Annotated in this window: 18 protein-coding genes and 1 riboswitch; of the genes, 8 read left to right on the top strand and 10 right to left on the bottom strand. The window is 39.9% G+C overall.

The features are described 5' to 3' along the window. Positions 1-2 precede the first annotated feature (2 nt). Together apaG and apaH are read left to right on the top strand one after the other, a co-directional pair. The gene (gene apaG / locus DD649_RS10040) at positions 3-380 is read left to right on the top strand and encodes a Co2+/Mg2+ efflux protein ApaG (protein ID WP_294106794.1); all 378 of its coding nucleotides are present in this window, start codon (positions 3-5) and stop codon (positions 378-380) included. 2 nt (positions 381-382) lie between these two features. Beyond that, the gene (gene apaH / locus DD649_RS10035; RefSeq protein ID WP_294106793.1) at positions 383-1,210 is read left to right on the top strand and encodes a bis(5'-nucleosyl)-tetraphosphatase (symmetrical) ApaH; all 828 of its coding nucleotides are present in this window, start codon (positions 383-385) and stop codon (positions 1,208-1,210) included. Between the two features lie 111 nt (positions 1,211-1,321). Here apaH and folA read toward each other — a convergent pair whose 3' ends face one another. Beyond that, positions 1,322-1,816 (bottom strand): type 3 dihydrofolate reductase, encoded by a 495-nt coding sequence (folA, locus tag DD649_RS10030; RefSeq protein WP_294106791.1) that lies wholly within the window; start codon positions 1,814-1,816, stop codon positions 1,322-1,324. A 172-nt stretch (positions 1,817-1,988) separates the two neighbouring features. Between folA and DD649_RS10025 the strand changes: the two genes are divergently transcribed. Then, on the top strand, positions 1,989-2,603 hold the full coding sequence (locus DD649_RS10025) for a LysE family transporter (RefSeq protein ID WP_294106789.1): 615 nt from the start codon (positions 1,989-1,991) through the stop codon (positions 2,601-2,603). A 134-nt stretch (positions 2,604-2,737) separates the two neighbouring features. Here DD649_RS10025 and ftsP read toward each other — a convergent pair whose 3' ends face one another. The 7 genes from ftsP to nudF all read right to left on the bottom strand — a co-directional run bounded on the left by ftsP (position 2,738) and on the right by nudF (position 12,111). After that, positions 2,738-4,144 (bottom strand): cell division protein FtsP, encoded by a 1,407-nt coding sequence (ftsP, locus tag DD649_RS10020; protein WP_294106787.1) that lies wholly within the window; start codon positions 4,142-4,144, stop codon positions 2,738-2,740. 429 nt (positions 4,145-4,573) lie between these two features. After that, positions 4,574-5,302 carry a 1-acylglycerol-3-phosphate O-acyltransferase gene (locus DD649_RS10015; protein WP_294106785.1) on the bottom strand — a complete coding sequence of 243 codons (729 nt, stop codon included), beginning with the start codon at positions 5,300-5,302 and terminating at the stop codon, positions 4,574-4,576. A gap of 158 nt (positions 5,303-5,460) precedes the next feature. Beyond that, positions 5,461-7,710: a DNA topoisomerase IV subunit A gene (gene parC, locus DD649_RS10010; RefSeq protein WP_294106783.1), complete on the bottom strand. Its 2,250-nt coding sequence runs from the start codon at positions 7,708-7,710 to the stop codon at positions 5,461-5,463. 39 nt (positions 7,711-7,749) lie between these two features. After that, positions 7,750-9,645: a DNA topoisomerase IV subunit B gene (gene parE, locus DD649_RS10005; protein ID WP_294106781.1), complete on the bottom strand. Its 1,896-nt coding sequence runs from the start codon at positions 9,643-9,645 to the stop codon at positions 7,750-7,752. A 147-nt stretch (positions 9,646-9,792) separates the two neighbouring features. Then, a complete protein-coding gene (gene yqiA / locus DD649_RS10000; protein WP_294106779.1) occupies positions 9,793-10,374 on the bottom strand; it encodes an esterase YqiA in 582 nt (193 codons plus the stop codon). A 7-nt stretch (positions 10,375-10,381) separates the two neighbouring features. After that, positions 10,382-11,221, bottom strand: coding sequence for a 3',5'-cyclic-AMP phosphodiesterase (gene cpdA, locus DD649_RS09995; protein ID WP_294106777.1), 840 nt, complete (start codon positions 11,219-11,221; stop codon positions 10,382-10,384). A gap of 251 nt (positions 11,222-11,472) precedes the next feature. Further along, positions 11,473-12,111, bottom strand: a complete 639-nt coding sequence (gene nudF / locus DD649_RS09990) for an ADP-ribose diphosphatase (RefSeq protein WP_294106776.1) — start codon at positions 12,109-12,111, stop codon at positions 11,473-11,475. A 330-nt stretch (positions 12,112-12,441) separates the two neighbouring features. Between nudF and tolC the strand changes: the two genes are divergently transcribed. From tolC to DD649_RS09975, 3 genes are all read left to right on the top strand, one after another. Then, a complete protein-coding gene (tolC, locus tag DD649_RS09985) occupies positions 12,442-13,827 on the top strand; it encodes an outer membrane channel protein TolC (RefSeq protein WP_294106774.1) in 1,386 nt (461 codons plus the stop codon). Between the two features lie 403 nt (positions 13,828-14,230). Further along, positions 14,231-14,932 (top strand): DUF1190 family protein, encoded by a 702-nt coding sequence (locus tag DD649_RS09980; RefSeq protein WP_336430461.1) that lies wholly within the window; start codon positions 14,231-14,233, stop codon positions 14,930-14,932. Positions 14,933-14,938: 6 nt separating this feature from the next. Beyond that, on the top strand, positions 14,939-16,099 hold the full coding sequence (locus tag DD649_RS09975) for a glutathionylspermidine synthase family protein (protein WP_294106770.1): 1,161 nt from the start codon (positions 14,939-14,941) through the stop codon (positions 16,097-16,099). Between the two features lie 437 nt (positions 16,100-16,536). Here the strand turns inward: DD649_RS09975 and ygiD are convergent, their stop codons facing one another. Continuing rightward, positions 16,537-17,340, bottom strand: coding sequence for a 4,5-DOPA dioxygenase extradiol (gene ygiD / locus DD649_RS09970; RefSeq protein WP_294106768.1), 804 nt, complete (start codon positions 17,338-17,340; stop codon positions 16,537-16,539). A gap of 165 nt (positions 17,341-17,505) precedes the next feature. Then, positions 17,506-18,159 (bottom strand): 3,4-dihydroxy-2-butanone-4-phosphate synthase, encoded by a 654-nt coding sequence (gene ribB, locus DD649_RS09965; RefSeq protein WP_294106766.1) that lies wholly within the window; start codon positions 18,157-18,159, stop codon positions 17,506-17,508. A gap of 156 nt (positions 18,160-18,315) precedes the next feature. Further along, positions 18,316-18,466, bottom strand: a riboswitch (FMN riboswitch). Positions 18,467-18,693: 227 nt separating this feature from the next. Between ribB and DD649_RS09960 the strand changes: the two genes are divergently transcribed. After that, on the top strand, positions 18,694-18,963 hold the full coding sequence (locus DD649_RS09960; RefSeq protein WP_294106764.1) for an accessory factor UbiK family protein: 270 nt from the start codon (positions 18,694-18,696) through the stop codon (positions 18,961-18,963). A gap of 478 nt (positions 18,964-19,441) precedes the next feature. After that, positions 19,442-20,845 carry a cytochrome-c peroxidase gene (locus DD649_RS09955; RefSeq protein WP_294106762.1) on the top strand — a complete coding sequence of 468 codons (1,404 nt, stop codon included), beginning with the start codon at positions 19,442-19,444 and terminating at the stop codon, positions 20,843-20,845. The last annotated feature ends 54 nt before the right edge of the window (positions 20,846-20,899 follow it).

Below are 20,899 nucleotides of genomic sequence, written 5' to 3'. Positions count from 1 at the left end.
CTATGCTTAATGAACCGAATGTGAGCATCAAAGTTCAAAGTGTCTATATAGAGAGTCAATCTCAGCCGGAAGTTGCCCGTTATGTTTTTGCGTATACCATTTGCATCCGCAACTTAGGCCGAGAAACAATACAACTGATGAGCCGTTACTGGCTCATTACTAATAGTGATGGCCATAAAACTGAAGTTCAAGGTGAAGGCGTTATCGGTGAACAACCGATTATCCATCCTGGGACTGAATATCGTTATACTAGTGGTGCTGTGCTTGAAACACCAATGGGTACAATGGAAGGTTATTACGTCATGATTAGCGGTCGGGGTGATAATTTTCATGTCGATATCCCTGCTTTCCGCCTCGCTATACCAACGCTGATTAATTAATTATGTCTACATATATTATTGGTGATATTCACGGTTGCTATCGTGAACTACGCGATTTACTTGAAAGTGTTAATTTCGATCCACAACAAGATACAGTATGGTTAACAGGCGACTTAGTTGCCCGTGGACCGGAATCTCTTCAAGTATTGCGCTATGTTAAAAGTCTGGGTACATCTGCTCGCATAGTCCTTGGCAATCATGATCTTCACCTATTGGGGATCTTCTGTAAAATTAGTCGTAATAAACCCAAAGATAATCTTGATGAATTATTAAATGCACCAGATATCGATGAGTTGATTAATTGGTTACGCCGCCAACCTCTGTTACAGATTGATGAAGAGAAAAAAATAGTCATGACCCATGCAGGTATTACACCTCAATGGGACATAGACACGGCACGTATGTGCGCAAGGGAAGTTGAGGCTGTATTATCCAGTGACGCTTACCCACTCTTTATTGACTCTATGTATGGCGACATGCCAAACAATTGGTCAGACAGCCTTATGGGCTTAGCACGTTTGCGTTTTAGTACTAATGCATTAACGCGTATGCGTTACTGCTTTCCAAACGGACAGCTTGATATGGTCTGTAAAGAAACACCAGATAGAGCCCCCTCTCCACTTAAACCGTGGTTTGCACTACCGAGTAAGATCCCTGAAGATTACGCGATCTTTTTTGGTCATTGGGCTTCGCTAGAAGGAAAATTCGCACCTGAGCACATCTATCCAATGGATACAGGCTGTTGCTGGGGAAGCGATTTAACCTTATTTCACTGGGAAACCAAACAGTTTCACAGACAACAATCATATCAAAAACGTCGTAAAGAATAAGTTAACTCGCTAATATTTAAATGTAATCAGTAAATATTGAGTTAAAAAGCAATAAAAAATGGAGCTAAATGCTCCATTTTTATATTCAATAATTAACTGATCAAATTAATACTAAACTCTTTTATTTAATATCTCAAAACAAACGCCATGCGTATTGTTTTCATCAGCTTCATGAAATTCCGTGAATTCTGAGTCCCACTCATCAGGTTCATAAATAGGAAAATGAGTATCACCGATAACTTCCGCATCTACATGTGTCAGATAAAGTTTGTTTGCGAGTGGAAGAAATTGTTGATATACCTTACCACCACCGATAACCATCACTTCGTCGGCGCCTTCAACGGCCTGAGCAGCTGCGAGAGCTTCTTCAACCGATGTTACCCAAATAACACTGCTATCCGCACCAGGTTGGCTACTTAATACAATATTAACACGCTGTGGTAATGGACGACCAATTGACTCATAAGTAACACGCCCCATGATCACTGGTTTATTTAAAGTATTACGTTTAAACCAAGCCAGATCGCCAGGTAAATTCCAAGGCATTGCTTTTTCCATGCCGATAACCTGATCGATCGCCAATGCTGCGATTAAGCTAATATTCATCTAATCACCTTAGAAGCTAAATATAAAAATTGTGCACACTATACGGAAACAGAATTGCTACGTCGACTAAATTTAAACTTCCTTAAACAAGAACCAATAACTTATACTCGGACAATAAAATTTAATAGTCAGAATAACATTAAAAAACAAATCATAACAAAGAGATCGTAAAATGTACGAAACCACTATCATGATTGCCACTATTGCAACCCTTGGCATGCTTTCTCCAGGCCCTGATTTTTTCTTGATCATTAAAAATGCAGCTCGCTATCAGCGTTCTGCCGCACTAATGACAGCACTAGGTATTATCGTTGCGATTGCATTACACATGACTTACTGCGTCGCAGGGCTCGCCGTATTAATAACCACAACACCTTGGCTATTTAATATTTTAAAATATGCAGGTGCTGTCTATTTAATTTGGATTGGCATTAAAAGTTTACTACCTCAATCAGGTCAGCATGTTGACTTAAATAATACTCAACATGAAATAGTCTCATTTAAGAAAGCCTTTATGCAGGGATTTCTATGTAATGTATTGAATCCTAAAGCTACACTGTTTTTTCTGGCAATTTTTACGCAGGTATTAAGCGTAGACTCAACCTTTAATGAAAAACTTTGGTTTGCCTTTATTATTTGGGGCTTGGGTGCTATCTATTGGCCAATACTGGTATTTCTTATCCAAAGCGCACCAGTTCGCAGAGGTTTATCTAAAGTGCAAAAATATGTCGATAGAGTACTGGGCGTAATTTTAATTGCATTCGGAATTCGTGTCGCCCTGAGCTAATGACGATATTTAACTAATCAAAAGCAGCCACTAGCAGTAAGCTCACGACTAGATCATTTGATCGCTAATTAACCAAAATTAAAACGAATAAAAGCAGGCATTTCGCCTGCTTTTATTTTGTAATACGTATCTTGTTACTCTTGCGGCGTCACAACAAGTTGACCCACTGATCCTAAATCCGCTTTTTCCAAGTTTTGACTATAGAATAAAAATGGAAAATGATTATAAGATGGCTGCATCATTTGAACCAATAATTCAGTTCGTCCATCAACCCAAACTGTGTCTTTCCAACCAAAATCTTCCGGTTGAGTTGGCTGACCATTACGATTAATCACTTTAAAACGTACACCTTCAATATGAAATGCTTGAGGTACACTACTCGTCACAGTCCAACGCTCCCAGCTACCTTGACGGCTGGTGATATCCACTCGGTTGGTGTCAATCGTCACATTATTAATACCATATGGTTCATCAAGACGAATATCACGATTAGTAATCGACGATGTAACCTGCGTTTTATCATCCACGAGCTGCGTAGGTAAACCATCTGTGACTAATGACATTAAACCCGTTGCTTTAATCGTTAAAACATTCGTTGAAATTAATGAAGACGATGGTTCAAACAGCCCTTTGACTCTATCCATAAAGGTTGCCGACTCACCAGCCGTGATTGTTAGCTCTTGCGTTTTTGCCATATCAATCAATACTTCTCTACGCTCCCCTGGCGCGAGAGGTAATTCTTGAATATTTACTGGAGCCGTCAAAAATCCTTGGTCTGATGCTATCATCGCAAACGGCCTACCATCACTGATTTTCATCACATAGCGTCTAGAGTTCGAGGCATTAAGTAATCTTAAACGGATCCAACCACGGGAAACTTCAAGGTAGGGATCTTGAACACCATTGACTAATAATGAATCACCAATAAAACCATTTTCATCAGCCTGATATTCAGGCACACCAAAGTTATCTAATCGTTTATCTTGAATAATGATAGGAAAATCATCAACGCCATAATGTTTTGGTAAGCGTAAATTTTTACTCGATTCATCGTCAACTATCCACATGCCAAGTAGACCATTATGAATCTGTTCTCCCATCTTTCCTTGGGTGTTCGCATGATACCAAAGTGTGGCTGCATTTTGACGAATAGGGATCACCGGCGACCAATCGGCATTGGGTGAAATCAGTCTAGCCGCGCCACCAACTTGCGTCCCCGTGATTTGTAAACCACTGATCGTCATTGATACAGCATCAGGCAACCTATTACTGTAAATCAGTTTTAGATCATCGCCATCTTTTACTCTAATTGTTGGTCCAGGTGATGACCCATTAACTCCCCATACATCAGCAGAATACTTGCCATCAAAAGACCAATGTATTTTCTGTAATGTTAGAAATAGAGGCTGACCTGAGCGAGATTCTAATAATGGTGGAACCGGAAGTAGGGTTGTTCCATTAGCACTAGCATTACTAGGCACATAAGACATACACAAAGCCACCCCTGCAATAAGAAGGGACTGACACCGACTGAATGACATAAATTCTCCGCTAAACAAAAATTCCAGCGCTTATTATTATTAGATATTTTAAATTACAAGCCATTTATATGGCTAATTTTAGGTTAGCGCCAGCAATATCACGCCTTAGACGCAATGATTTTATACTGAAATAAAATTTGGTGTCATGATATCGCGAAAAAAGATTAAACTCTAAAAATATCTTTGCAAATAATTAAAATTTAACTAATTGGAATATAAATAATAAGGGTATTTAGGTAAAACAATTGAGGCTGACAAGAGGAAAAATTGAAGTTGTCCCAATAAACAGACAAAAAACATGATCCCAACCATTAAAATGGTCATTTAGAAATGTTTATTATTTAACGAGTTAGACTCTTAATAAGTAAAGTTGTAGATGGAAAGCAAAACAAAACTCACCCACCAACAACTTTAAATACGATTGCTATCTTATTGCTTATTCAACTCAGCAACTTCCCTATCTAGCTCTTTTATCTTAGCTTCCATCAAGCGATGACAATATTCGGATAATTCTCTCACTTGCTCACGAGTGTATTTTGACGTGTCTATTGGATCGAGCATTTCAACAATGACATAACCATTATTCCAACGATTAAGTTTAATCTTTCCTTCTGTGCTAGAAACACAAACAGGAACAATAGGCACACCTGCTGCTATTGCTGCATGAAAGGCACCCGTTTTAAATGGCAGCAAGCCACGACCACGGCTACGCGTTCCTTCAGGAAACATCCAAACTGATATTTTACGTTTAATAATTTGGTCTGAAACCTGTGAAATCGTATTATGCGCCTTTGATCGGTTTCCTCGGTCAATAAGGATATTGCCCGTGATCCAATATAAAAAACCAAAAAATGGAATAAATAATAGACTACGCTTACCCACCGTTACCGTTCTTGGTTGAACCCCATTGGACATAGTTACCATATCGTAATTATTTTGGTGATTACCAATATAAATACTGGGCCCATAATTTTTCGCCGCTGGAGGTATACGGTCTACCAGTTTAATGCCTAACACTTTATGCAGTTTTCCAAACAAATGCGAAAAGGTCATCACATGTTTTGGATTACGAGGGCTAAGTAAACAATAAATTCCGCCAACAACACAGACCAATATTGTATATATCAAAACCAAAATCGCTCGAATAAGCGCTAACATACTCTTCCTCAAATCGTTAAAACTCCCTCAAAGCTATTTAACCAACACAGATACATTGCGAACGTATTTTACGCCCCGAATCACCTATTTTAATGTTCATCGGGGTAGTTTTAATCACCGCGTGTCGCTGTTTAAACAACTTAGGGATATTATTAATTTTAGTCTACAGAATCAATCTCGATCCGCTCGATATTATGAAGCCCGCGTGGTAGAGATGTTCCTTTGCGTCCACGCTCTGAACGATATTTCTGTAAATCTTCTGGCTTAAATTTCAGTTTTCGCTTGCCATAATAAAGCGTCATCGAACCTTGACTAGGTAAAACCATCAGCCAAGTCAATAGATCTTCGCCACTCGCAGCCTGAGTACCCGTAATATTGATTATCTTATTACCTTTACCCTTTGAAAGCTGCGGCAAATCGGCAACTGGGAATATCAACATACGCCCAGCTTTAGTAATTGCCAACAAGAGATCTTCTTGTTCGTTATGCAGCTCAATAGGTGAGAGAACTTTTGCATTTTCAGGTAATGATATTAAAGCCTTACCGGTTTTATTTTTAGTCACCAAATCACTAAAGGTACAGATAAAACCGTAACCCGCATCGGATGCCATTAAATATTTTTGCTCTTCAGGCGCCATTAGAACATGCTCAATAGACGCGCCTGGTGGCAATGTAAGTTTACCCGTTAAAGGCTCGCCTTGGCTACGTGCTGACGGTAATTCCAACGGGTCAATCGCGTAGCTACGCCCTGTAGTATCAAGGAACACTGCAGCTTGATTAGTTTTTCCTCGGGCCGCCTCTTTAAAGCCATCCCCTGCTTTATAACTCAGGTTAGTAGGCTCAATATCATGCCCTTTTGCACTACGCACCCAGCCCATATCAGATAACACGACAGTAATTGGCTCTGAAGGTAGGATTTCGTGCTCACTCATCGCTTTCGCTTCTTCACGCTCATGCAGTGGTGAACGTCGGTCATCACCATATATTTTTGCATCAGCCTGAATTTCTTTTTTGATAAGTGTATTCAGTTTACGTTCGGAACCTAAAATACTTTGTAGTTCATCGCGTTCTTTCGCGAGTTCATCTTGCTCACCACGAATTTTCATTTCTTCGAGTTTAGCTAAATGACGGAGTTTTATCTCAAGGATCGCTTCAGCCTGTGTATCCGAAATATTAAAACGCGACATTAAAACAGGCTTCGGTTCATCTTCTGCACGAATGATTTCAATGACTTCATCAATATTGAGATAAGCAATTAATAAACCATCTAAAATATGCAGGCGTCTTAAGACTTTTTCTAATCGATGGCTTAAACGATTTCGAACGGTTTGGCGCCGATAAACTATCCATTCGTTCAGGATCTCAACCAATCCTTTTACTGATGGTCGATGATCTAAACCAATCATATTCAGATTGACGCGATAACTTCTTTCTAAATCGGTCGTTGCAAACAAGTGAGTCATCACTTGCTCTAAGTCAACGCGATTACTTCGAGGAACAATCACTAAACGTGTTGGGTTCTCATGATTAGATTCATCACGTAAATCCTCCACCATAGGTAATTTTTTCGAACGAATTTGGCTTGCGATTTGTTCTAAGATTTTAGCGCCGGAAACCTGATGAGGTAATGCGGTAATAACTGCATTACCATCCTCTTTTTCCCAAATTGCGCGCATACGCACAGAGCCTTTCCCCGTTTGATAAATCTTTCGAAGATCATGAGGAGAAGAAATAATCTCCGCTTCGGTTGGGTAATCAGGCCCCGGAACAAACGTCATAACATCATCAAGCGTTAAGGTTGGTTTTTCCAGCAAAGCAATAACGGCATTAGCGACTTCTCGCGCATTGTGTGGTGGAATATCTGTCGCCATTCCCACCGCAATACCCGTCGTACCATTAAGTAGAATATTTGGTAAGCGCGCTGGCAACATTTTAGGCTCATTTAATGTGCCATCAAAGTTAGGCACCCAATCAACCGTGCCATGAGCAAGTTCACTCAACAACGTTTCTGCATATTTAGATAAGCGAGATTCGGTATAACGCATGGCAGCAAATGATTTAGGATCATCCGGTGCCCCCCAGTTACCTTGCCCATCAACTAATGGATAACGATAAGAGAATGGCTGAGCCATCAAAACCATAGCTTCATAGCAGGCACTATCACCATGAGGGTGATATTTACCTAATACGTCCCCGACGGTTCTCGCCGATTTTTTATATTTTGCCGCATTGCTCAGTCCGAGTTCAGACATCGCATACACAATACGACGCTGGACAGGTTTTAGTCCATCGCCAATAAAGGGTAACGCCCTATCCATGATGACGTACATCGAATAGTTCAGATAGGCGCTCTCAGTAAAGGCGTGGAGCGGTAAGCGCTCTACGCCATCATGAGTAATTTCACTCATTGAATACGTTCCTTACTCTTTCTCATCACATGGAGGATGTTAAACATCAATTTCTGCCATATCGCCTTTTTCTTGCAACCAATTACGGCGGTCTTCAGAACGTTTTTTCGCCAAAAGCATATCCATAACAGCAAGAGTTTCTGGATAATTTTCATCATCGATGACTAGCTGAACAAGGCGACGCGTATTTGGATCTAGCGTCGTTTCACGTAGCTGAAGTGGGTTCATTTCCCCCAAGCCTTTAAAACGTTGTACGTTTGGTTTGCCTCTTTTACGGCTTAACTTGTCAAGAATTGCATTTTTTTCGCTTTCATCTAAAGCGTAGTGTGTCTCTTTACCCAAGTCGATACGATATAACGGAGGCATTGCCATATAGACATGCCCTGCTTTCACTAACGCAAGGAAATGGCGCACAAATAATGCACACAGTAGTGTCGCAATATGTAATCCATCGGAGTCCGCATCCGCAAGAATACAGACTTTACCGTAGCGAAGCTGGCTAAGATCTTCACTATCAGGGTCCATACCAATGGCTACTGAGATATCATGGACTTCTTGTGAAGCTAATACCTCATCAGAAGAGACTTCCCAAGTGTTTAAAATTTTACCGCGCAACGGCATAATAGCTTGATATTCACGATCACGAGCCTGTTTAGCAGAGCCACCAGCAGAGTCCCCTTCCACAAGAAACAACTCTGTCATGCTTAAATCTTGCGAACTACAATCCGCTAATTTGCCCGGTAAAGCTGGACCGCTAGTTAATTTCTTACGAACCACTTTTTTCGCAGCACGCATACGGCGTTGTGCGCTGGATATCGCCATTTCAGCTAACTGCTCTGCAACTTGAACGTTTTGATTCAACCACAGACTAAAAGCATCTTTGAGAACACCGGAAACAAAGGCCGCACACTGGCGAGAAGAGAGACGCTCTTTCGTTTGCCCAGCAAATTGCGGGTCTTGCATTTTAACTGAAAGAACGTAAGCGCAGCGTTCCCAAATATCATCCGCCGATAATTTAACGCCCCGAGGTAAGATATTGCGAAATTCACAAAACTCACGCATCGCATCAAGTAAGCCTTGGCGCAAGCCATTAACGTGAGTTCCCCCTTGAGCAGTTGGGATTAAATTAACATAACTTTCAGTAAGTAATTCGCCACCTTCTGGTAGCCATAACAATGCCCATTGAGCGGCTTCCGTTTCACTAGAAAAATCACCTGTAAACGGTTTTTCTGGCAATGTTTCTAGTCCATCGACTGACTCCATTAAATAATCAGTCAATCCATCCGTATAGCACCAGCTTTGCTCTGTATTATTGAGCTGATCCTTAAACGTAATTTTCACGCCAGGGCATAAAACTGCTTTTGCTTTTAGGTTGTGCATTAAACGCGAAACTGAAAATTTAGGACTATCAAAATAGCTAACATCTGGCCAAAAACGCACGCTAGTACCTGTGTTACGTTTGCCACAGGTCCCAATAACATGCAGTTCTTCTACTTTGTCGCCATTTTCAAAAGCAATTTGATGAATTTGTCCATCACGGCGTACTTTAACTTCAATACGTTTTGATAATGCATTTACAACAGAGATACCAACCCCATGTAATCCACCTGAAAACTGGTAATTTTTGTTTGAAAACTTACCACCGGCATGAAGCTGGCTTAAAATAAGCTCAACAGCAGAAACTTTCATTTCGGGGTGAATATCAACAGGCATACCACGCCCGTCATCAATAACTTCTAATGATTGGTCAGGATATAAAATAACCTCGATGTGCCCCGCATGACCTGCTAAGGCTTCATCGACACTGTTATCAATTACTTCTTGTGCCAAATGATTCGGTCGACTGGTGTCAGTATACATACCAGGACGACGACGAACAGGCTCCAAACCACTGAGAACTTCAATGTCCTCTGCGTTATAACTAGATTGAGTCATATTGTCATTCTGCGGTAATAGGTGATTAGTTGAATTATACTCGCCATACACCAAGTTGCATGTATCTTGAATCATTAGGTCTATATATGTTAAACAATTCAACTAGTAAGTTACTGTTGATAATAACAGTGTATATGCGTTTTGACACTATTTCTCTGCTAAATCCAGAAAATGTATCATTTGAGGGAAGTAAGCTTCAAAACCAACAAATGCATGATTACCGCCAGATTCAACTGTTTGTTTACTCTTAGAAAGATAGGCAACAGCTTCACGATAATCGAGTACTTCATCACCCATCTGCTGTAATAACCAAATCAAATTAGGCGATCTTAGCTGCTCAATATGCAGGGACTTTAACTCATCTATGTGCTTAGATTCCAGTAGATATTTTTCTTGTGTATAAGGATTCGTGTTCTCCCCTAAATAATCTTGCAGTAGATCAAAAGGGCGAACGGCTGGATTAACTAAGACGGCAGGCAGTTGATAACGCTCAGAAAACCAAATAGAAAAATATCCCCCAAGGGACGAACCCACTAAACCTATTTTCTCATGCTGATGCTGCATAATAATATCATTTAAGACAACTTCAGCTTGCTTTGGGTAATTGGGTAATTGCGGCACAATCATATTGATATGTGGATAATTTTTTTCAACCCATTGTTTTAGGCTACTCGCCTTAACCGACTGAGGTGAACTATTAAAACCATGTATATAAAGTAGTGTCGACATAAGCTAATTAGTAACCATCTGAATTTAAGTCAGGGTTAAACTCTCTTGTCTCTAAACGATGAACAACGGTATTAACCTGCCTTTTACCTTGCGCATCTACCGTCAATTCAAGATAGCGCCAACCCGGCGCAACAGTATCCAATGCAAAATTAGTGCAATGTGGCTTAAACTGCACACAAGTAGATGGCGTAGCCAACAAGCGAATACCATGCCAATATTCATCCATCTCTTGGTGAATATGCCCACACAGCATTGCTTTAACATTTGAATATTTTTTTAAATAATCAGCTAAAGTATGTGAATTTCGAAGACTATGTTGATCAAGCCATGTACAGCCTGAAGATAGCGGGTGATGATGCAACATGATAATCGTTGTACGTTCTGGCTCATTATCTAAACAACACTTCATCCACTCCAATTGCTGTTCGGATAACTCACCGTGTGCAACATCTTGTAGTTGGCTATCAAGCATCAAAATCTGCCATTCTTTATCAATCAAAATTTGCTTTGCACTCGATATACCAGCCACTCTTAGGGATTCAACCATTGCTGGTGGATAATCATGATTGCCGGGTAACCAAACGCAAGGCGCAGATATTCTTTCAATACCCGTCGCAAAATGTTGATAAGCTTTCGGAGATTGATCTTGGACTAAGTCCCCTGTTGCCACAATGAGGTCAATAGGTAGATTTTGTTCTATAATAGCATCAAGTACCGCTTGATAACTTCGGTAAGTGTTAATCCCTAAAAGGGTATTTTCCGTATCAGCAAAAAGATGCGTATCAGTAACCTGTAAAATTCTCACGACTTTCGAGTTCTTTGCAGTCACTTCAAGCTGGCTGTCCAAAAGTATTCCTTTTCCTTAAATATTATTTATACCCTAACTTATTCTATTCACTATAACTATTCTAAATAATTTAAGTTGTAAGAAGGCAGCAAATGAAGCTATCCCAAGGAGCATACATCAGTATGTGACTTGTGTTGCTGAAAACGGCCAACGAACTTACAGCTTGAAGTATGACGAGTAATTTGAAGTATGACGAGTAATTAGTTAAATATCTGCCAATTAGCACACACTTCCCTAAGATTAATTGTTATTTAAAACAGATTCATCCATTTTTCATAAAGTTTTTGATAATTGAGCTGTAACCACTGAATTGCGATTACCGTTGCTGCGTTATCAATCGTACCATTTTCAACCCACTGATAAGCTTGCTCACGGCTGACCACGTGTACTCGAATATCTTCATTTTCAGTCTTCAAGCCATGAATACCGTTAGCTTTAGTACTATCTACCTCACCGATATAAACATGCATACGCTCGGTAGTGCCGCCTGGACTAGAAAGATAGCTAAGCGCTTTTTCAGCGCGCCCTATTGTTAAACCGGCTTCTTCAATAGATTCACGGCGAATGACATCTTCTGCTGATTCATTCAGTTCAATCATACCGGCCACTGCTTCAAGTAGCCAAGGTGTCTCACTCGTCTCGATGGCAGGCAAACGAATTTGCTCAATTAAAACAACACTATCAGTTTTAGGGTCATAGGGTAAAACAACGCCTGCGTGCCCGCGCTCGAAAACTTCCCGTGTTATCTCATTACTCCATGAACCTTCAAATAATCGATGGCGAAAACGATATTCAGTCATTTGAAAAAAACCATTAAATAATTTACGCTTAGATATTATCTCAATATCTTTTTTACCATATTTAACAGGTGATTCTGTTTTATCTACCATCATGTTCTCCTGAGATCTTAATTTCCTGATTAAGGAAAAATTGTGGATTAAAACAGTTTTTGAGGTTTTTTAACCTCAAATGAGGTAATGTTTAAACTATTAAGACAAAATGGCACAAAAGGCTACCGTTATCATAAGCGATCCTCTGTTACAATGAGCGCCATTATTCATATATATGAGCAACAATAAGCCTATTTATTATTGTCTCTAAAACTGTTGATATTATAGGAGTAATAATTAACTCCTATAATATCAGTAGCAACTATCAAACATCATGATAGATTTAGACAACAGGCTCAACATAATTTGCTGTTTAATCAAGGAATCCAAATGAAGAAACTGCTTCCCCTCTTTATTGCAATGAGTTTTGTGGGTCTCAGTGCCAATAGCTATTCAGAAGATTTACTACAGGTTTACCAAAAATCGAAAGAAAGTAACCCTGAGCTCAGAAAAACATTAGCAGAACGTAACCAAGCTTTTGAGAAAATCAATGAAGCGCGTAGCCCATTATTACCGCAATTAGGCTTAGGTGCTGGTGCTACCTATGGTAGCGGCTATCGTGATGCAAGAAATACAGAGAGTAATGGTCTAAATGCATCATTAAAATTATCTCAAACCGTTTTTGATATGTCTAAATGGCGTCAACTGACCCTGCAAGAAAAAACAGCAGGCATTTCTGATGTAACTTATCAAACTGGTCAACAACAACTTATTTTAGATACAGCAACCGCGTATTTTAACGTGTTGAAAGCTATTGATGCTTTATCTTATATTGAAGCAAATAAAGAAGCTGTTTATCGCCAATTAGATCAAACAACTCAACGCTTTAATGTCGGTTTAGCAGCAATTACTGACGTGCAAAACGCCCGTGCTAACTATGATAGCGTTATCGCTCAAGAAGTTGCTGGCCGTAATGACTTAGAAAATGCGGTAGAAAAATTACGCCAAGTCAGTGGTGTTTATTACGTGCAACTTGCATCACTGAATATCGATCGTTTTAAAACAACTGATCCTGATAACGTTGATGTGATTTTGAAAGAAGCAGAAGAGCGTAACCTTAGTTTGCTCAGTGCGCGTTTAGCGCAAGATGTTTCGCGTGAAAATATTCGTTTAGCTGAAACAGGCCATATGCCAACGGTAAGTCTTGATGCTTCAACGAGTGTCACCAATACGAATAACCACGGTAGCGGCTACGACAACTTATCTAATAGCGCACGTAACAGTTATAACGGTCAAAATAGTATCGGCTTAACCTTGAGTGTACCTATTTACTCAGGCGGCGCGACTAGCTCACAAGTTGAACAAGCACAGTACGGTTTCCAAGGTGCAAGTGAGCAACTTGAAAGCATTTATCGTAATGTTATTCAGCTCGTCCGTTCATCTTATAACAACATTTCATCATCTATCAGTAGCATCAACGCCTATAAACAGGTGGTTGTTTCTGCTCAGAGCTCTTTAGATGCAATGGAAGCCAGTTATCAAGTGGGAACCCGTACGATTGTTGATGTATTAACAGCGACGACTGCGCTTTATCAAGCAAAACAAAGTCTATCTAACGCACGTTACGACTACATGATTAACCAACTGAATATTGAATTTGCTCGCGGTACATTGAACGAAGAAGATATTGCTCGTCTCAATGCAAGCTTAGGCAAAGAAATTTCAACTGCGCCAAATAGTATTATTCGTAATATTGATGCACCAAAAATTCAATAATCTTGAATTAATGAAAAATAACCCGCTAAATTTGCGGGTTATTTTTTATCTGAAATCCATCACATACTATCTAATACGATAAAAATGCGGTAAAAATCGTGTTTTAACGATATTAGATCCGTTACCTTAGTTTTCAACCACTCTTTTTATAAAATTCAGCCAATTCCCAACTAGCTAATCATCTCAACACATCAAAACTCAGCATTGATTAATTAACTGATTTAAAACAAAAATAATAAATTCATTAGCCAAGTTATGAGAATTAAACACTAAAAAATGGCATAAATTTATAAAAATGATAACTTCGCCCTATTTATACTATATTTCTGCTTTAATTTTCAGCGTATTTCACCTATCCTAGAGTGAGGAAATTAACATCTTACTTTTATTCAGGGCAATTACCATGACCATGAAGCGCACCAAAAATATTAATCAAAACGCCTTCCGTAAGTCTTGGCGTTCATATCGTTTAGCGCCTGTCGCTGTAGCGGTCAGTGCTGTATTTATGCTTTCCGCCTGTGAAGAAAGCGACGAAACAGTATCTCTGTATACTAACGCTCAAGATTGTAGCCAAGCAAATCCATCACAAGCTGAGCAATGTACAATTGCTTATAACAATGCTTTGCAAGAAGCAGCAAAAACCGCGCCTAAATATGCAACTCAAGCAGACTGTATTGCTGAGTTTGGTGAATCAATGTGTACCCAAGCCCCCGCTCAAGCAGGTATCGCAGGAACTAGCTCAACAAATGGCGAGCAAACTGCACAAGCTCAAAGTGGTGGCGGCAGCATGTGGATGCCATTAATGATGGGCTACATGATGGGTCGTATGATGGGCGGTGGCGCTGCATCTCAACCACTATTTAGTTCCAAAAACCCAGCGAGCCCAGCCAATGGTAAATTTGTTGACTCAACAGGTAAAAGCTATGGTTCTGCAACTGCCGGTGGCCGTTCAATCAGTGTACCAAAAACAGCTATGGCACCTAAACCGCCAACAACTTCAACAGTCACTCGTGGTGGGTTTGGTGATAGCGTGAATAAGCAAGCAATGGCTCAACGTTCTTCTTCATCTTCAAAATCAACCTCTTCCCGTTCAATGGGTGGTTGATAAGTAATGAAACGCGTCCCTATTGTTGAGCGCCCTAATTGGCGTGAAAAAGCGTCTGAGTTTGGTTTTGAATTTCACACTATGTATGGCGAACCATACTGGTCTGAAGATGCCTACTATCAATTCACCACCGCTCAAATTGAAGAGCTTGAAGATGCAACCACTGAGTTACATCAAATGTGCTTGAAAGTTGTTGAGCGCGTGGTTGAAAGCAATGAACTACTTGCTCGTTTTCAAATTCCTAAGCATTGCTGGGAGTTCGTACGTAGCTCTTGGAAAAGTGAGCAACCATCACTGTACTCAAGACTTGATCTCGCCTATGACGGTGTAAATCCACCTAAATTGCTTGAGAACAATGCAGATACGCCAACCTCTTTGTATGAATCTGCATTTTTTCAATGGATCTGGTTAGAAGATCAAATTGAAGCCGGAAAACTGCCTGAAAACGCCGATCAATTTAACAGTATTCAAGAACAGTTGATCGAACGCTTTACTCAGTTAAAAGATCAATACGGTTTTCGTCTTCTGCATATGTCTTGTTGCCGTGATACGGATGAAGACAGAGGCACCGTACAATACTTGCAAGATTGTGCTAATGAAGCAGGCGTCGCGACTGAATTTTTATATATTGATGAAATTGGTCTTGGCGAAAAAGGTGAGTTCTCCGATACACAAGATCAGGTTATCAGTAACCTGTTCAAGTTATATCCTTGGGAATTTATGCTAAGAGAAATTTTCTCAACCAAATTGCAAGATGCTGGCGTTCGCTGGTTAGAACCTGCATGGAAGAGTATTATTTCCAATAAAGCGCTATTACCGATGCTATGGGAAATGTTCCCAGATCACCCTAACTTGCTAGCGGCTTATTTCGCTGATGGCAGTAAACCTGAACTCGATAGTTATGTCATTAAGCCACTTTTTTCTCGTGAAGGGGCGAATATCAAAATTATCGAACACGGCAAAGAAATTGCAGCTGCCGATGGTCCATATGGTGAAGAAGGTATGATTATTCAGCAATTCCATCCACTTCCTCAATTTGAAGGTAGTTATACTTTAGTCGGAAGCTGGCTCGTGAATGATCAAGCCGCAGGGATCTGTATTCGTGAAGATAAAGAATTGATCACTCAAGATTTATCGCGTTTTTACCCGCACACGATCATCGACTAAGACTCAAGCAATAAATATCCCTAGCCCAAAAAACAGAATAGATCTGTATTTGGGCTTTTTTATGCACTTTTTATATGAATTTCGCCCATTTTGCTATGCCACTTCTAAATCATTTAACTTTCGAACTAGCACTACGCAAATCCATCTTAAAGAAACTTTGTCTTACTTTTTAGATTTTGTATCCAAAGAGATAAGAGCACTCTCTCAATAATTCAAGTTTCGAGTTAACCCGATATGAATTTACCTTAAAGAAAGTTTTCTTGTTTTTTTAGACTTTCCATCTAAAAAGTTCGAAGCGTTCCCTAAATAATTCGAGTTACAGGTAGGCGGCAAGCGAAGCTATCCCGATGAGCATACATAAGTATGTGATTCGGGTAGCTTTGTGTAGCCAACACCCCTGTAGCTCGAAGTATGACGGGAACTATATAAACAAAGAATTAGCCGATGACAACAGACATCATACTCAACGACCCCGAAACCACCCCCTCGATAGGAACTGAAATAGGCTCACTGCCATCCCAAGTCCCTAAGATTGGTAGAATCGGTAAAAAATGCTCTGGCGATGGATTAGACAACTTACCATCTTCACGATCTAAAGCTTTGCTCAATGGATGTGGTTTTTCATGGCTATTCAAATTATCATAAACAAACCGTTCAAATGTAAGTGCCCAAGGATAAGGTTCGGCAGCTGAATTTTGCCAATTCATCGCTCTTAAATTATGCACCACATTACCACTCCCCATAATTAGCACGCCTTCATCTCTTAGACTTGAGAGCTTTTGACCTAACTCATGGTGCCACGCTGCGGGCTTCGAGCCATCAATACTCAATTGCACAACTGGGATGTCCGCTTGCGGATACATACGGACTAAAATTTCCCACGTTCCATGATCTAAACCCCATTCAGTTTTATCTAAAAAAATATCTTGTGGAGCTAATATCTCTGCTACTCGCTTAGCCAGTTCAGGAGAGCCTGGCGCAGGATACTGAATTTGATAGAGCTCATCAGGAAAGCCACCAAAATCATGAATTGTTTTAGGTTTTTGCATTGCCGTAATAGCAGTTCCATTGGTATACCAGTGCGCCGAAATCACCAAAATAGCGTTTGGTCTTGGTAACGTTTTGCCCAATTCTTCCCATGCTTTGGTGTATGGATTATCTGCAACCGCATTCATTGGGCTACCGTGACCAATAAAAACAGCAGGCATTCTATTTGTGTGTTCAGAGGTATTGATTGACATGATAATTAAACTCCACTCAAAAGTGATTCTATTATCAGCATACGCTTTTTAGCGTGAAACACAGTGGGGTAATTATGAGTATGATCATCAAAAAAATTGAAAAGGCCACAAAGGTGTGCAACTTCGTGGCCTAGCACTATATGCTTAACGTATTAATTGACTAACTTATCCTGCTTTTTTAGCTAGTTGCTCACGGTAATTAACGAGATCTTCAATCGTCACAACCGTTAAACCGTGCTCTCTTCCGAAAGCAACAACTTCAGGTGTGCGAGCCATTGAACCATCTTCATTCGTCAATTCACACAAGACACCCGCCGGTTTGAAACCTGCCATTGTTGCCAAATCAATTGATGCTTCCGTATGACCGCGGCGCGCCAACACACCACCTTCACGTCCACGTAATGGAAATACGTGTCCAGGGCGGTTAATATCTGCCGGCACTGCATTGTCTGCGATAGCGGTATGGATAGTCGTGGTACGATCCGCCGCAGAAACGCCCGTTGTAACCCCTTTCGCAGCTTCAATCGTGACAGTAAATGCAGTTTGGTTTTGGCTAGTGTTATTTTCCACCATCATAGGGATATCAAGTTGTTTGCGACGTTCTTCGGTAATACATAAGCAAACAATCCCGCTGCTATAGCGAATAGTAAATGCCATTTGTTCCGTCGTCATTGTTTCGGCAGCAAAAATAAGGTCGCCTTCGTTCTCACGATCTTCATCATCAAGAACAAGAATACCCTTACCTTGGCGTAGTGCTTCTATAGCATTTTCAACACGTTCGTTCGGGTTACCGAATTCTGAAAGTAGCGTCTGATTCATGGTAAAAACCTCTTAAAAATGTAAATTATTTAGTTACCAGAATCAGGGCAGTCTTAGGAGTACGAGAAATGATGAATAGATAAATGAGCCATCGCCATTTATAAATTCAGGTATGCAGAACAATATTGTGCTAAATAGCACAAACATGCAGATACAGTTAATTCTCTCCCATCCGGACTATAACCGTCGGCTCCAGATTTACACTGGATCTGCTGACCTTTACCACCAAAATGATAAAGCGCTCGCGGGCTTCATGCTCGATGCATGTTACCGCCGGTGGGGACTTACACCCCGCCCTGAGATAAACGCAATTAATATAGCGCCAATATTTCGACTGTGCAACGATGAAAATCAATATTGGAGAACTACTCACATTTTTCGTCAATAAAAATGAATGACTTAGTCGATAATGAGCGAAACCAACACTACCTCAACCAGAACTATGATGCGTAAAGGGAATAAAGAGGTTTATTGATTGCCCTGCAAGTATTAAACTACTGAAAACCTTTTTACTAAAAATTTAAGGACCCGCGAATGCTCGATCCGAAAAAACTTGAACAAGTTGCACGTCAAATCCAAGGCGCTTTACCACAAGGTGTCCGTGATTTAGGTGAAGACTTTGATAAAAAACTACGCTCACTATTACAATCACAACTTGGCAAACTTGATTTAGTCAGTAGAGAAGAATTCGATATTCAGACTCAAGTTTTATTGCGTACTCGTGAAAAACTCATGCAAATGGAACAGCGCGTTAGTGCACTGGAAGCACGTTTTAATGACGATAACGTGACCGAAGAAAAGTAAGCTCATTAATTGACGGGTAAAGTGATTTCAATTAATGAGTCACTTTATTTGAAAAATTCAAATAGATATTTAGCTATAAAACTATTTAAGCTATATTCATATGTATTTGATGGTTTATAAAATATAAAGAAAAATATTTTTTCTCTTTTTAATTATCTTAAAAAATAACGTCTATATTGAGATTACATTTCGTGCCGTAATCCCCATTAAGCCTCAGATAATAAAAACACCAAAAAACAAATAATAATCAATTTGTTAGCTGTAATTTAAAATATCTCTTTATTATCTATTTAATCCTTATAATCTGTATTCACAATATTAATTTTTTAATCAATAGGTAAAAGCTATTTTATCAATCGATTAAACCAATGGCTATCTTTGATAAAAATCAAATCTAATTATATTAATTTATCCATTATAGGGTGTTGTCTATAAATTAATTAAAAATAATTAACCGCAATATCTCAAGGATAGTGTAATGAAAAAACTTACTCGTATTACGGTTGCCATCGTATTTTTGCTTTTATTTGGTTATTTCGGATTATCGGGCTATGTCTGGTATCATGATAATCAACGAAAGCTTAATAACGACATTCCCGCTTCAACGCTAGCGGAAAATACTCAAATCCTAAATTTTTTTAATGAAAAAGGATGTGATTACTGCCATACCCCGTCAACTGAATTACCCGCCTATGCATCGTTCCCAATCGCTAAGCAATTAATGGATTATGATATTCAACTTGGCTATAAATCCTTTAATCTTGAAACTGCTCGCGCAGCACTAATATCTGGGACAGCGGTTCCACAAAGTGAGCTAAATAAAATTGAATGGGTTATGCAAAATCATACAATGCCCCCTACTCGCTATGTCGCTCTTCACTGGGCAAGCAGTGTAAGTGATGAGGAACGCGCTAATTTACTTAGCTGGATAGCAAACCAGCGCAAACAGTATTATGCAAGTGCGGATACGGCAAAAGAGCACCTTAATGAACCCATTCAGCCCATTCCACAATCAATCGAAGTAGACGAACAAAAAGTTGCTCTTGGCTTTCGTCTTTATCATGACTCACGCTTATCAGGAGACAGCACAATATCCTGCGCGCACTGCCATGCATTGAATGCAGGAGGAGTTGATGGTCGTAAAACATCCATTGGTGTTGGTGGCGCAGTAGGACCAATCAATGCACCAACCGTCTTTAACTCCACATTTAATGTTGAACAATTTTGGGATGGAAGAGCACCTACCTTACAAGTACAAGCTGGTGGCCCACCATTAAATCCAATTGAGATGGCATCTAAATCTTGGGATGAAATCATAAGTAAATTAGATAAAGATACCGTTTTAAAACAAGATTTTAATATCGTTTATCCTGAAGGATTTACGGGAGATACCATCACTGATGCGATTGCTGAATTTGAAAAAACATTAATTACGCCGAACTCCCCATTTGATAACTGGCTACGGGGTGATGAAAATGCGTTAACTGCTCAACAAAAACAAGGTTATCAGCTATTTAAGGAAAATAAATGTGCAACATGCCATGGTGGCGTGATCCTTGGCGGTCGCTCTTTTGAACCTCTCGGTCTGAAAAAAGACTTTGAATTTGGTGAATTACACCCGGCAGATATTGGTCGTATGAATGTGACCTCAGATGAGCGGGACAAGCTTCGCCAAAAAGTCCCTACTTTGCGTAATATTGCCTTAACAGCACCTTACTTTCACCGTGGTGATGTCGCCACAATGGATGAAGCAGTCAAATTAATGCTACGTTATCAAGTTGGTACTGAACTGCCTCAAAAAGATGTCGATGACATTGTGTCCTTCCTTGAGAGCCTAACGGGTGTATACACCCCGTATGTGCAACAAAGTAAAGCACACTAGCCTTTGATACTCATTAAATAATGTATAGCACCACAAGCCATCAGCGTGGTGCTA

Source organism: Providencia sp. (assembly GCF_003533305.1).
Classification (GTDB): domain Bacteria; phylum Pseudomonadota; class Gammaproteobacteria; order Enterobacterales; family Enterobacteriaceae; genus Providencia.
This window is presented reverse-complemented; position numbering and strand designations above follow the sequence as displayed.

What these genes read in the sequence shown, in the direction of transcription:
- apaH (WP_294106793.1), top strand. Translation starts at nt 383, where the DNA reads ATGTCTACATATATTATTGGTGATATTCACGGTTGCTATCGTGAACTA.
- ygiD (WP_294106768.1), bottom strand. Translation starts at nt 17,340, where the DNA reads ATGTCAATCAATACCTCTGAACACACAAATAGAATGCCTGCTGTTTTT.
- tolC (WP_294106774.1), top strand. Translation starts at nt 12,442, where the DNA reads ATGAAGAAACTGCTTCCCCTCTTTATTGCAATGAGTTTTGTGGGTCTC.
- DD649_RS09955 (WP_294106762.1), top strand. Translation starts at nt 19,442, where the DNA reads ATGAAAAAACTTACTCGTATTACGGTTGCCATCGTATTTTTGCTTTTA.
- DD649_RS09975 (WP_294106770.1), top strand. Translation starts at nt 14,939, where the DNA reads ATGAAACGCGTCCCTATTGTTGAGCGCCCTAATTGGCGTGAAAAAGCG.
- parE (WP_294106781.1), bottom strand. Translation starts at nt 9,645, where the DNA reads ATGACTCAATCTAGTTATAACGCAGAGGACATTGAAGTTCTCAGTGGT.
- DD649_RS10015 (WP_294106785.1), bottom strand. Translation starts at nt 5,302, where the DNA reads ATGTTAGCGCTTATTCGAGCGATTTTGGTTTTGATATATACAATATTG.
- DD649_RS09960 (WP_294106764.1), top strand. Translation starts at nt 18,694, where the DNA reads ATGCTCGATCCGAAAAAACTTGAACAAGTTGCACGTCAAATCCAAGGC.
- nudF (WP_294106776.1), bottom strand. Translation starts at nt 12,111, where the DNA reads ATGGTAGATAAAACAGAATCACCTGTTAAATATGGTAAAAAAGATATT.
- parC (WP_294106783.1), bottom strand. Translation starts at nt 7,710, where the DNA reads ATGAGTGAAATTACTCATGATGGCGTAGAGCGCTTACCGCTCCACGCC.
- yqiA (WP_294106779.1), bottom strand. Translation starts at nt 10,374, where the DNA reads ATGTCGACACTACTTTATATACATGGTTTTAATAGTTCACCTCAGTCG.
- apaG (WP_294106794.1), top strand. Translation starts at nt 3, where the DNA reads ATGCTTAATGAACCGAATGTGAGCATCAAAGTTCAAAGTGTCTATATA.
- ribB (WP_294106766.1), bottom strand. Translation starts at nt 18,159, where the DNA reads ATGAATCAGACGCTACTTTCAGAATTCGGTAACCCGAACGAACGTGTT.
- folA (WP_294106791.1), bottom strand. Translation starts at nt 1,816, where the DNA reads ATGAATATTAGCTTAATCGCAGCATTGGCGATCGATCAGGTTATCGGC.
- ftsP (WP_294106787.1), bottom strand. Translation starts at nt 4,144, where the DNA reads ATGTCATTCAGTCGGTGTCAGTCCCTTCTTATTGCAGGGGTGGCTTTG.
- DD649_RS10025 (WP_294106789.1), top strand. Translation starts at nt 1,989, where the DNA reads ATGTACGAAACCACTATCATGATTGCCACTATTGCAACCCTTGGCATG.
- DD649_RS09980 (WP_336430461.1), top strand. Translation starts at nt 14,231, where the DNA reads ATGACCATGAAGCGCACCAAAAATATTAATCAAAACGCCTTCCGTAAG.